The 14,375-nt window shown below is 73.8% G+C and carries 1 protein-coding gene; it reads left to right on the top strand.

Going from position 1 to position 14,375, the window contains the following annotated elements:
• Positions 1 to 3 precede the first annotated feature (3 nt).
• Entirely contained in the window at positions 4 to 14,352 is a 14,349-nt protein-coding gene (locus FHU34_RS33805) for a type I polyketide synthase (RefSeq protein ID WP_244311757.1), read from the top strand.
• Positions 14,353 to 14,375: the final 23 nt, after the last annotated feature.

The raw sequence follows: 14,375 nt of genomic DNA, 5'->3' as shown, positions 1-14,375 counted from the left end.
ATGATGGCCACCTCCAGCGACAAGCTCGTCGAGGCACTGCGCTCCTCCCTGAAGGAGAACGAGCGTCTGCGCCACCAGCACCGCCGGCTCACCGAGGCGCAGCGGGAACCCATCGCTGTCGTCGGTATGGCCTGCCGGTATCCCGGCGGCGTCGACTCGCCCGAGGCCCTGTGGCGACTCGTCGCCGACGGCGCCAACGCCCTGTCGGGCTTCCCGGACGACCGTGGCTGGGACCCGGCCGCCTCGTACGCCCGCCCGGCGGGGTTCCTCGACGCGGCCGGTGAGTTCGACGCGGCGCTGTTCGGCATCTCGCCGCGCGAGGCCGTCGCCATGGACCCGCAGCAGCGGCTCCTCATGGAGACCGCCTGGGAGGCCCTGGAGCGCGGCGGCGTCGACCCGCTGTCGCTGCGCGGCCGCCAGGTCGGCGTCTTCGTCGGCTCCAACACCCAGGACTACGCGTCGGTCCTGATGCGGACGCCGATCGCCGACGAAGGTCACCTGCTGACCGGAAACGCGGCAGCCGTGGTCTCCGGCCGCCTGTCGTACTTCTTCGGCCTCGAAGGCCCGGCCATCACCGTCGACACCGCCTGCTCGTCCTCGCTGGTCGCGCTGCACCTGGCGGTCCAGTCGCTGCGGCAGGGCGAGTGCACGATGGCGCTGGCGGGCGGCGCGACAGTCATGTGCACCACCGGCGCGTTCGAGGAGTTCGAACGGCAGGGCGGCCTCGCGGCGGACGGCCGCTGCAAGTCCTTCGCCTCGGCCGCCGACGGCACCGGCTGGGGTGAGGGCGTCGGCCTGCTGCTGGTGGAACGTCTCAGCGACGCCCGCCGCAACGGCCACCAGGTGCTCGCCGTCATCCGGGGCACCGCCGTCAACCAGGACGGCGCGTCCAACGGCCTCACCGCACCGAACGGGCCGTCCCAGCAGCGGGTCATCCGGGCCGCCCTGGACAACGCCGGGCTGACCGGCGCCGACGTGGACGTGGTCGAGGCGCACGGCACCGGCACCGTCCTCGGTGACCCGATCGAGGCGCAGGCGCTGCTCGCCACGTACGGCCGTGACCGAGGGGAGCGCGACCCGCTCTGGCTCGGCTCGATCAAGTCGAACATCGGCCACACCCAGGCCGCCGCCGGTGTCGCCGGGATCATCAAGATGGTCATGGCGATGCGGCACCGCACGCTGCCGCAGACCCTGCACGTCGACGCGCCCACCCCGCACGTCGACTGGTCGGCCGGTGCGGTGGAGCTGCTCACCGAGGCCCGCCCCTGGCTGTCCGGCGACCAGCCGGCGCGAGCGGGTGTCTCCGCCTTCGGCGTCTCCGGGACCAACGCCCACGTCATCGTCGAGCAGGCCCCGGCCGGCGACGAGGAGGCGGGCCGCGAGCCGGCCACCGTCCCGGCGCCGCTGCTGCTCTCCGGCCACGATGACGCCGCCCTGCACGCCCAGGCGGCCCGCCTCGCCCGCCACCTCACCGACAGCGATGCCGACCCCGGCGACGTCGCGCACTCACTGGCCACCACCCGCGCCGGCCTGCGGCACCGCGCCGCAATCACCAGCACCGACCCGGCGGAACGGCTCGCCGCGTTGACGGCGCTCGCCGAGGGTCGCGGCGCGGCTGGCGTGGTGCGAGGCACCGTCTCCCGTGGCCCCCTCGCGTTCGTGTTCTCCGGTCAGGGCTCCCAGCGGCCGGGAATGGGCCTGGCGCTGGCCGACACGTTCCCGGTGTACGCGGAGGCGTTCGACGCGGCCTGCGCCGAACTGGACCGGCACCTCGACCGGCCGATCCGCGACGTCATCGCCCAGGGCGACGACCTCGACCAGACCGTCTACACCCAAGCGGCGTTGTTCGCCGTCGAGGTCGCGTTGTTCCGCCTGGTGGAGTCGTTCAGCGTCAGGCCGGACTACCTGGTCGGGCATTCGATCGGTGAGATCGCCGCCGCGCACGTCGCCGGGGTCATGTCGCTGGCCGACGCGGCGACGCTGGTCACCGCCCGAGGCCGCCTCATGCAGGCCCTCCCGACCGGCGGCGTCATGGTCGCCGTACGGGCCACCGAGGCCGAGGTGCTGCCGCTACTCACCGACGGCGTGACCATCGCCGCGATCAACGGCCCCCGCTCGGTCGTCCTCTCCGGTGTCGCCGACGAGGTCACGACGGTGGCGGCGCACTTCGAGAAGTCGAAGCAGCTGCGGGTGAGCCACGCGTTCCACTCGGTGTTGATGGAGCCGATGTTGGAGGCTTTCACCGAGGTCGCCGAGACGCTGACCTATGAGTCGCCGCGCATCCCGATCGTGTCGAACCTGACCGGGCAGGTCGCCGAGACACCTGACGCCGCGTACTGGGTGCGGCACGTCCGCGAGGCGGTCCGCTTCGCCGACGGCATCACCACACTGGAAGCCCTTGGCGTCAGCACGTTCGTGGAGATCGGGCCCGACGGGGTCCTGTCCGCGATGGGCGCGGACTGCGTCAGCGAAGCGGTGTTCGTACCCGTGCAACGCTCCGACCGGGACCAACCTGCCACGCTGCTCACCGCCCTCGCGCAGGCCTTCGTACGCGGCGTCGCCGTGGACTGGACGCCGTGCCACCCGGGCGCCCGCACGATCGACCTGCCCACCTACGCCTTCCAACGCCGCTACTACTGGCCGGACCTGCCGAAACCCACGAGCGACACCCCCGACCAGTGGCGTTACCGGGAGACCTGGCAGCCCGTCGACGCCCCACCCGTCGGCACCCTCGCCGGGGTGTGGCGCATCGTCGCCGACCCGGCGGACCCGACCGCGCAACAGCTGCACGACCTGCTGACCCGACACGGGGCCACCCCGGAGATCGGCAGCGCCAGGCACCTCAGCGACGAGGTGGCCGGCATCCTCCACGTGCCCTCGCGTACCGGCGATCTCGACGCCACGGCCGACCTGCTCGCCCTGGTCCAGGCGGCGGCCACCGCCGGGATCACCGCGCCGATCTGGACCGTCACCACCGCAGCCGTCACCACGGGCACCGACGACATCGCACCCGACCCCGCCCAGGCCGCGATCTGGGGCCTCGGCCGGGTGGCCGCCCTCGAACACCCGGACACCTGGGGCGGCCTCGTCGACCTGACCGGCGACGTCACCGACCAGCTCATCGCCGTCCTGGCCGGGAGCACCGGAGAAGACCAGGTCGCGATCCGTGCCGACGGCCTGCACGCCCGTCGCATCGACCGCGCCCCCGCCCCGGCGGCCACCGAACCCTGGCAGCCGACCGGCACCGTCCTGGTCACCGGCGGCACCGGCGCGCTCGGCGCCCACGTCGCCCGCTGGGCCGCGCACAACGGCGCCGAGCGGGTCGTCCTGGTCAGCCGCCGGGGCGCGAACGCCCCCGGCCTGGACGCACTGACCGCCGACCTGGCCGGGACCGGCTGCCACATCACCGCCGTAGCCTGCGACGTCACCGACCGCGAAGCCCTCGCCGCCCTCGTCGCGACGCTCCGCGCGGACGGCACCCCGGTCCGTTCGGTCGTGCACACCGCAGGCGTCGCCCACCTGACCCCACTGGCCGGACTGGACCCCACCGAGATCGGTGAACTCGGCGCCGCGAAGGTGCTCGGTGCCCGGCACCTCGACGAACTCCTCGGCGACGAACTCGACGCCTTCGTGCTCTTCTCGTCCATCGCGGGCGTGTGGGGCAGCGGGGACCAGGGCGGATACGCCGCCGCGAACGCGTACCTCGACGCCCTCGCCGCCCGCCGGGCCGCCCAGGGCCGCCCCGCCACCGCCATCGCCTGGGGCCCGTGGGCCGGCGGCGGCATGGCCGACGCCGGCGTCTCCGCCCAGCTCGCGCGGCGCGGCGTCACCGCGATGAACCCCGCCCGCGCCATCGCCGCGCTGACCCACGCCGTCTCCGCCGGCGACACCACAGTGGTGGTCGCCGACGTGGACTGGTCACGCTTCGGACCCGCCTTCACGGTACGACGCAACAGCCCCCTGCTCAGCCCGCTGCTCACCGACGTCGAGGAGCAGCCGCAGTCCACCGGCCCGGCCACCGACCTGCTGGCCGGCCGTACCGTCGAGGAGCGCCGCGCGTACCTGCTGCACCTGGTACGCAGCGAGGCCGCCGCAGTCCTCGGTCACGACTCCGCCGACGCCGTCCCGGCCGACCGCCCCTTCCGGGAACTCGGCTTCGACTCGCTGACCGCTGTGGAGCTGCGCAGCCGCCTCGCCGCCGCGACCGGCCTGCGCCTGCCGACCACCGTCGCCTTCGACTACCCGTACGCCGCCGTCCTCGCCGCCGAACTGGACACCCTGCTGTCCGGGACGGAACGCGCTGCGCAGACCGTCGCACCGTCCGCCGGTGTTACCGACGAGCCGATCGCCATCATCGGGATGGCCTGCCGCTACCCGGGCGACGTCGGCTCACCCGAGGACCTGTGGCGTCTCGTCGAGTCCGGCGCCGACGCGATCGCCGGGTTCCCCGCCGACCGTGGCTGGGACCTGGACGCCCTCTACGACCCCGACCCGGACCAGCCCGGCGCCTCCTACACCCGCGCCGGTGGGTTCGTCGCCGACGTCGCCGGTTTCGACGCGGCGTTCTTCGGCATCTCACCGCGCGAGGCGCTGGCCATGGACCCGCAGCAGCGACTGCTGATGGAGACCGCGTGGGAGGCTGTCGAGCGGGCCGGTATCGACCCCGCCGGCCTGCGCGGCGAACCCGCGGGTGTCTTCGTCGGAGCGTCCTTCTCCGGCTACGGCACCGGTGACCAGATCGCCGACGGGGTCGAGGGGTACCGACTCACCGGCACCGCGGCAAGTGTCACTTCCGGCCGGATCGCGTACACCCTCGGCTGGGAGGGCCCGGCCGTCACCGTGGACACCGCCTGCTCGTCGTCGCTGGTGGCGCTGCACCTGGCCGTCCGCTCGCTACGGTCGGGTGAGTGCTCCCTCGCGCTGGCCGGTGGCGTCACGGTGATGGCCAGCCCGGACGCGTTCGTGGAGTTCTCCCGCCAGCGGGGCCTGTCCGCCGACGGCCGCTGCAAGTCGTTCGCAGCGGGCGCGGACGGCACCGGCTGGTCCGAGGGCGCGGGCATCCTCTTGGTCGAGCGGCTCTCCGACGCCGTCCGCAACGGCCACCGCGTCCTCGCCGTGGTCCGGGGCACCGCCGTGAACCAGGACGGCGCCTCCAACGGCCTGACCGCCCCGAACGGCCCCGCCCAGCAGCGGGTCATCCGGGCCGCGCTGGCCGACGCCGGCCTCGCCCCGACCGACGTGGACGCTGTCGAGGCACACGGCACCGGCACCCGGCTCGGTGACCCGATCGAGGCGCAGGCGTTGCTCAGCGCGTACGGGCAGGACCGCCCGACCGGTCGGCCGCTCTGGCTCGGCTCGGTCAAGTCGAACATCGGGCACACCGTCGCGGCGGCCGGCGTCGCCGGGATCATCAAGATGGTCATGGCGATGCGGCACCGGGTGCTGCCCCGCACGCTGCACGTGGACGAACCCACCCCGCACGTCGACTGGGCCTCCGGGGCGGTGTCGCTGCTGACCGAGCCGCAGCCGTGGCCCGAGGCGGACCGTCCAGCCCGCGCCGCCGTGTCCTCCTTCGGTATCAGCGGCACCAACGCCCACGCGATCCTGGAAGCGCCCCCGACGCCGGAACCCCAGACCGCGCCGCCGACGCCGGTTGCCCTGCCGGTGCCGTGGACCCTGGGCGCCGCCGAGCCGGGCGCGTTGAGCGCCCAGGCCGGAAGGCTGCTGCCGTACCGCGACGCGAACCCGGTCGACCTGGGCCACTCCCTCACCCGACGCGGCAGCTTCCCGCACCGGGCCGTGGTGTTCGGCCCGGACGCCCTGGAGGCGCTCGCCGAGGGCCGCACCGATGCCGGCCTGGTGACCGGTGACGTGGTCGACGGCAAGCTCGCGTTCGTCTTCTCCGGCCAGGGTTCGCAACGACCGGGCATGGGCCTGGCACTGGCCGACACGTTCCCGGTGTACGCGGAAGCGTTCGACGCGGCCTGCGCCGAACTGGACCGCCACCTCGACCGGCCGGTCCGTGAGGTGATCGCCGACGGCGACGACCTGGATCAGACGGTCTACACCCAGGCGGCGTTGTTCGCCGTCGAGGTCGCGTTGTTCCGCCTGGTCGAGTCGTTCGGGGTAACGCCGGACTACCTCGTCGGGCACTCGATCGGTGAGATCGCCGCCGCGCACGTGGCCGGGGTGCTGTCCCTGGCCGACGCGGCGAGGCTGGTCACCGCCCGGGGCCGGTTGATGCAGGCGTTGCCGGTCGGCGGTGTCATGGTCGCCGTACGGGCCACCGAGGCGGAGGTCTTGCCGCTGCTGACCGGCGGGGTGTCGGTCGCGGCGATCAACGGCCCGCGGTCGATCGTGCTGTCCGGTGTGGCCGACGAGGTCACCGATGTAGCAGCGCACTTCGAGAAGTCGAAGCGGTTGCGGGTCAGTCACGCGTTCCATTCGGTGTTGATGGAGCCGATGCTGAAGGCTTTCACCGAGGTTGCCGAGACGCTGACCTACGAGTCGCCGCGCATCCCGATCGTGTCGAACGTGACCGGGCAGGTCGCCGAGGCGCAGGACGCCGCCTACTGGGTGCGGCACGTCCGGGAAGCGGTCCGCTTCGCCGACGGCATCACCACACTGGAAGGCCTCGGGGTCAGCACGTACGTGGAGATCGGCCCGGACGGGGTGCTGTCCGCCATGGGCGCGGACTGCGTCACCGACGCGGTGTTCGTACCAGTGCAACGCTCTGACCGCGACCAACCTGCCACGCTGCTGACCGCTCTCGCGCAGGCTTTCGTGCGCGGCGTCGCTGTCGACTGGACGCCCTGCCTGACCGGCGGGCGGTTGATCGACCTGCCCACCTACGCCTTCCAGCACCAGCGCTACTGGCCCGCCGCCACGGTGACCGGCAACGGCGACGCCGTCGACCACCCGCTGCTCGGCGGCACGCTCACCCTCGCCGGCGACAGCGACGAACGGATCTTCACCGGCCGCTGGTCGCGGACCGCCCTGCCGTGGCTCACCGACCACCAGGTCGCCGGCGACGTCGTCGTCCCCGGCACCGCGCTGCTCGAACTCGCCCTCGCCGCCGGCGTCGAGGTCGGCTGTGACCGCGTCGACGACCTCGTCCTGGCCGCCCCGCTGGTGCTCGGCGAGCAACGGATCGAGGTCCAGGTCCGCACCGGCGCCGACGACGGTTCCGGCCGTCGCACCGTCACCGTCCACGCCAGCCCGGACGGCAGCCGGTGGACCACCCACGCCACCGGCACCCTCAGCACCGCCGAAACCCTCGACGAGGCCACGCCGACCACCTGGCCACCCGCCGGATCTGACGCGATCGACACCACCGGTCTCTACGACGCCCTGCGCCGTCGAGGTCTCGACTATGGTCCCGCGTTCCGCGGGCTGCGCCAGGCCTGGCTGGACGCCGACGGTGCCGTCCACGCCGAGGTGGAGCTGCCCACCTCAGTGGACGGCAGCAGGTACGGCGTACACCCGGCGTTGCTGGACACCGCCCTGCACCCACTCGGCCTCGGCGTCCTGGGCGACGACGACGGTCAGGCCCGGGTGCCGTTCGCCTGGTCCGGCGTCACACTGCGGGCCTCCGGCGCGGTGACCGCCCGGGTGCGGCTGGCCGACGCCGGCACCGACGCCGTCAGCGTCCACCTCACCGACACCCTCGGGCGGACCCTGTTGACCGCCGACTCCCTGGTGCTGCGCCGGTACGCCGAGCGCACCGCCAACACCGACGGCCTGCACCGGCTCGACTGGATTCCGGTCGAGGCACCCGGCACCTCCGACCGCACCGGGACCGAGGTGCTGCGCGTACCCGCCACCGCCACCGACGACCCGGTCACCGCCACCCATGCCACCACCACCGCCGTCCTGGCCGCGCTGCGCGACGCCGTCGAGCGGGACATCCGACTCGCTGTCGTCACCAGCGGCGCGGTCGCCAGCGGCCCCGACGACGCGGTCACCGATCTGGCCGGTGCGGCCGTCTGGGGTCTGGTCCGCAGCGCCCAGACCGAGAACCCCGGCCGGTTCCTGCTCGTCGACACCGACGGCGACGACCACCTGGGCGCCGTCCTCGCCACCGGCGAGGAGCAGATCGCCGTCCGCGACGGCATGCTGCGCGCACCCCGCCTGGCCCGGGTCACCGAACCCGCAGACGGTCACGACTTCGGCACCGGCACGGTAGTGGTCACCGGCGCGTTCGGCACCCTCGGCCGGCTGCTCACCCGCCACCTGGTCACCCGGTACGGCGTCACCGACCTGCTGCTGCTCAGCCGCCGTGGCCCGGACGCCCCGGAGGCCGCCGACCTGACCGCGGAGCTCGCCGAACTCGGCGCGACGAGCACCGTCCTGGCCTGCGACCTGGCCGACCGCGCCGCCCTCGCCGCCGCCATCGACGGCGCCGGCAGCCTGACCGGGGTCCTGCACATCGCCGGGGTGATCGACGACGGTGTGGTCACCGCGCTCACCCCCGAACGCCTCGCCGCGGTGCTCCGCCCGAAGGTCGACGCCGCCTGGCACCTGCACGAACTCACCGCCGGGCACCCAGTGACCGCCTTCGTGACGTTCTCCTCGGCTGCCGGTCTGCTCGGCAGCCCCGGCCAGGCCAACTACGCGGCCGCGAACGCCTTCCTCGACGCCCTCGCCGACCTACGCCACCAGGCCGGCCTGCCGGCCTCGTCGCTCGCCTGGGGGCCGTGGGCCGCCGGAATGGCCGCCGACCTGGACCCGGACGCGGTCCAGCGACTCAGCCGGGGCGGCCTCGCCCTGATCACACCCGAGGACGGTCTCGGGCTCTTCGACGCGGCCGGCCAACACACCACTGTCGTCCCCCTCCGGCTCACCTCCGGCCGTCACGCGCCGGCCACCGTCCACCCGCTGCTGCGCAACCTCATCCGAGTTACGCGACGGGGCACCGCGCGGGCCGCCACCGGCGACGACTCCCTGGTCCGGCGACTCGCGGCACTGCGTCCGGCCGACCAACGGGAAGTCCTCCTCGACCTGGTCCGCACCCACGTCGCGAGCGTGCTGGGCCACGGCTCGGGGCAGGCGGTCGCCCCCGGCAAGGCGTTCCAGGAAACCGGTTTCGATTCGCTCGCCGCCGTCGAGCTCCGTAACGGCCTGAACGCCGCGACCGGCCTGCGGCTGCCGGCCACCCTCGTCTTCGACCACCCGACCCCGGCCGCCCTCGCCGCCCACCTGCACGAGACGCTGATCGGCGCCGACCGTCCCGACACCCCGGAGGTCGCCGCGTCCGGCCACGCCGACGAGCCGATCGCCATCGTCGGCATGGCCTGCCGCTACCCCGGCGGAATCAGCTCACCCGAGGACCTGTGGCGACTCGTCGAGACCGGCAGCGACGCGATCGGCGACTTCCCCGCCGACCGAGGCTGGGACGTGGACCGCCTCTACCACGCCGACCCGGATCACCCCGGCACCTCGTACACCCGGTCCGGCGGCTTCCTCGCCGACGCCGCCGACTTCGACGCCCCGTTCTTCGGGCTCGGCCCGCGCGAGGCCCTCGCCACGGACCCCCAACAGCGGCTGCTGTTGGAAACCTCGTGGGAGGCCTTCGAACGGGCCGGCATCGACCCGGCGACCGTACGCGGCAGCCGCACCGGTGTCTTCGCCGGCGTCATGTACCACGACTACGTGTCCCGCCTCGACCCCGACGGCGACGCCGTCGAAGGTCTGCTCGGTATCGGCAACGCGGGCAGCGTCATCTCCGGCCGGATCGCGTACACCTTCGGGCTGGAAGGCCCGGCGGTCACCGTGGACACCGCCTGCTCGTCGTCGCTGGTGGCGCTGCACCTGGCCGTCCAGGCGATCCGCACCGGCGAGTGCACCATGGCGCTCGCCGGTGGCGTCACCGTCATGGCCACCCCGGGCACCTTCATCGAGTTCTCCCGTCAGCGCGGGCTCTCCGCCGACGGCCGCTGCAAGTCCTTCGGTGCGGGGGCGGACGGCACCGGCTGGTCCGAGGGCGTCGGCATGCTCGTTGTCGAACGCCTCTCCGACGCCCACCGCAACGGCCACCCGATCCTCGCCGTGATCCGGGGCAGCGCCGTCAACTCCGACGGCGCCTCCAACGGCCTGACCGCCCCCAACGGCCCCGCCCAGCAGCGGGTCATCCGCGCCGCGCTGGCCAGCGCCGGCCTGAGCACCGCCGACGTCGACACCGTCGAGGCGCACGGCACCGGCACCGTGCTCGGTGACCCGATCGAGGCGCAGGCGCTGCTCGCCACCTACGGCCAGGACCGCCCGGACGACCAACCACTGTGGCTCGGCTCGATCAAGTCGAACATGGGCCACACCCAGGCTGCCGCCGGTGTCGCCGGCATCATCAAGATGATCGAGGCGATGCGGCACGGCATCCTGCCCCGCACCCTGCACGCCGATGACCCGTCCCCGCACATCGACTGGTCGGCCGGAGCGGTCTCGCTGCTCACCGAGGAACGGCAGTGGACAGTGCCGGGCCGCCCGCGTCGCGCTGCGGTGTCCTCGTTCGGCGTCTCCGGAACCAACGCCCACGTCATCCTGGAAGCCGCCCCCGAACCGACACCCGTGCCCCGACACGCGGGCAGCGGGCCGGCGGTCTGGCCGCTCACCGCGACCACCCCCGACGGTCTCCGCGACCAGGGCACCCGGCTGCTGACCCATCTGGAGACCCACCCCGCGCTGGACCCCGCCGACGTCGGGCACACCCTCACCACGCGCGGCGCGTTCCCGCACCGGGCTGTGGTGTTCGGCCCGGACGCCCTGGAAGCGCTCGCCGAGGGCCGCACCGATGCCGGTCTGGTGACCGGTGACGTGGTCGACGGCAAGCTCGCGTTCGTCTTCTCCGGCCAGGGTTCGCAACGACCGGGCATGGGCCTGGATCTTTACGACACGTTCCCGGTGTACGCGGAGGCGTTCGACGCGGCCTGCGCCGAGCTGGACCGGCACCTCGATCGGCCGATCCGCGAGGTCATCGCCCAGGGTGACGACCTCGACCAGACCGTCTACACCCAGGCGGCGTTGTTCGCCGTCGAGGTCGCGTTGTTCCGCCTCGTCGAGTCGTTCGGGGTCACCCCGGACTTCCTGGTGGGGCACTCGATCGGTGAGATCGCCGCCGCGCGCGTGGCCGGGGTGCTGTCCCTGGCTGATGCGGCGACGCTGGTCACCGCCCGGGGCCGCCTGATGCAGGCGCTTCCGGCCGGTGGGGTGATGGTCGCGGTGCGGGCCACCGAGGCAGAGGTGCTGCCGTTGCTGACCGACGGGGTGAGCATCGCCGCGATCAACGGCCCCCGCTCGGTGGTGCTGTCTGGTGCTGCCGACGAGGTGGCGGCCGTGGCAGCGAGTTTCAAGTCGAAGCAGTTGCGGGTCAGCCACGCGTTCCACTCCGTGCTGATGGAGCCGATGCTGGCCGAGTTCGCCCAGGTCGCCGAAACCCTCACCTACGAGTCCCCGCGCATCCCCGTCGTGTCCAACGTGACCGGACAGGTCGCGTCGACACAGGATGCCGCCTACTGGGTGCGGCACGTCCGCGAAGCGGTCCGCTTCGCCGACGGCATTGCCACACTGGAGAGCCTGGGTGTCAGCACGTTCGTGGAGATCGGCCCCGACGGGGTCCTGTCCGCGATGGGTGCGGACTGCGTCACCGACGCGGTGTTCGTACCAGTGCAACGCTCTGACCGCGACCAACCTGCCACGCTGCTGACCGCCCTCGCGCAGGCTTTCGTGCGCGGCGTCGCTGTCGACTGGGCGCCGTGCCACCCCGGCGGACGGCTGGTCGACCTGCCCACCTACGCCTTCCAGCACCGCCGCTACTGGCCGGCCGGCCCGGCCGCCGAGCGCCGCGACCGCACCGGCCACCCGCTCTTCGACACCGCGATCACCCTCGCCGAGGCGAGCGGGGAACGCGTCCTCACCGGCCACTGGTCCGTCGCGACAGTGCCGTGGCTCGCCGACCACCGGGTCGACGGCGCCCTCCTGGTCCCCGGCACCGCGCTCGTGGAGGCCGCCCTCGCGGCCGGCACCGGTGACCGGCTGGACGACCTGGTCCTCGCCGCCCCGCTCGTCCTCGACGACGGAGGTGCCCAGATCCAGGTGCGGGTCGGCCCGGCCACCGACGACGGCCGCCGGCCGGTCACCATCCACGCCAGCACCGACGGTACGAACTGGACCGCCCACGCCACCGGCACCCTCGCACCCCCCGACGAGACGCCAGTCGTCCCGGTGGGCCGCTCGGCCGCCGCGGCACCACTGGACGTGGACGGGCTCTACGACGAGCTGCTCCGGCGCGGCCTCGACTACGGGCCGGCGTTCCAGGGCGTCCGGACCGCCTGGCGCGACACCGACGGCACAGTGCACGCCGACGTCGTGCTCCCCGACGACGTGGGCGTCGACGGCTACGGCATCCACCCGGCCCTGCTCGACGCCGCCCTGCACGCTCTCGGCCTCGACGACCAGACCGGCGACGGCGCTGCCAAGGTGCCGTTCGCGTGGTCCGGCGTCACCGTCCACCAGCCCGGCGTCACCGCCGGCCAGGTCCGTCTGAGCGTCAGCGACGCCATCCAGGTCACGCTGGCCGACGCCGTCGGCGACCCGGTCGTCTCCGTGGCCGCCCTGCGGCTGCGGGCGTACGCGCCGCCGTCGGTGCTGCACCGCCTCGACTGGACGCCGATCGACCTGCCCGCCACCGGCGACCGCGACACCGTCATCCTGCGGATCCCGGCGGACGGCACCGACCCCGTGGCCGCCACGCGCACCGCGACCGCCCGCACGCTCGCCGCCCTCCAGTCGGCCGTCGACACCGACACCCGTCTCACAGTGGTCACCGCCGGAGCCACCCACGGCGACATCACCCACCTCTCCGGAGCCGCCGTCTGGGGTCTCGTCCGTGCCGCCCAGTCGGAGCACCCCGGCCGGTTCACGCTCGTCGACGCCGAGCCCGGCACCGGCGAGGCGGAGATCCAGGCCGCAGCGGCAGCCGAGCAGTCCCAGATCGCCATCGGCGTGGACGGCGTCTTCACCCCCGTCCTCACGCCGTACGCGACGGGCAGCGACGAGACCGCCGGACTGGGCACCGGCACCGTGCTGGTCACCGGCGGCCTCGGTGGACTCGGCCGGGTCGTCGCCCGCCACCTGGTCACCCGGCACGGCGTCACCGACCTGGTGCTGCTCAGCCGGCAGGGCCCGGACGCCCCGGGCGCCGACACCCTGGTGCGCGACCTCGCCGCCGCCGGAGCCACCGCGACAGTGGTCGCCTGCGACGCCGCCGACCGCACCGCGCTGGCCGAGGTACTCGACGGCCTCACCAACCTGACAGCTGTCGTCCACCTCGCCGGGATGCTCGACGACGGAGTGGTCACCGCGTTGACCGAGGACCGCCTCGCCACCGTCCTGCGCCCCAAGGCCGAGGCCGCCTGGCACCTGCACGAGCTGACCCGGGACCGGCAGTTGACAGCGTTCGTGTTGTTCTCCTCGGCGGCCGGCGTCGTCGGCGGACCGGGGCAGGGCAACTACGCGGCCGCCAACACGTTCCTCGACGCGCTCGCCGCGTACCGCAGAAGGGCCGGCCTGCCCGGCACCTCTCTGGCCTGGGGGCCGTGGGCCGCCGGCATGGCCGCCACCCTCACCGAGGCCGACCTGGCCCGGATGGCCCGCACCGGCGTCCTGCCGATGACCGAGGCGCAGGCCCTGACCGCGTTCGACCTGAGCCTCGGCGCCGCCGAGCCGGCCCTGGTGCCGCTGCGACTCGACCCGACGGCCACCCCGGCCAGTGTGCCGGTGGTGCTACGCGGCCTGCTGCGGGAGGCGCCGAAGCGCCGCACCACCCGACGCGGACCCGACCGTACGCTCGCCGAGCAGATCGCCTCGACCGATCCGGCCGCCCGGAGCGAGGCGGTGCTGACCGTCGTCCTCACCCAGGTGGCGGCCACGATCGGCGACGGGGGAGCGCACACCGTCGACCCGGACCTGGAGTTCACCGGCCTCGGGTTCACCTCACTCGCGGCTGTCGAACTGCGCAACGGCCTCAACGCCGCCACCGGGCTCAGCCTGCCGGCGACGCTCACCTTCGACTACCCGACGCCGCGCGCTCTCGCCGACCACCTGCTGAGCACGCTCGCCCCGGCCCGCACCCCGCGACTGCTCGACGAACTGGCCCGGCTGGAGCAGGCGTTCACCGCCCTACTGCCCGACGAGGTCGCCGAACTGGCCGTGCGGGACGGCGTCGCGGCCCGGCTGAAGGCACTCACCGGCCAGTGGGCCGAGGTGACCGGGGCGTCCGCGCCGGTCACCGAAACGCTCGACGAAGCCAGCGACGACGAGCTGTTCGCGTTCATCGACCGCCGGCTCGGCGCGTCCTGACCGGCTCGCACACTCTCTCGGAC

Origin of the sequence: Micromonospora taraxaci, from assembly GCF_007830095.1 — a bacterium.
Taxonomy (GTDB): Bacteria; Actinomycetota; Actinomycetes; order Mycobacteriales; family Micromonosporaceae; genus Micromonospora; species Micromonospora taraxaci.
Note: the sequence above shows the minus strand (reverse complement) of the source record. Positions and strands in the feature narration are given on the sequence as shown.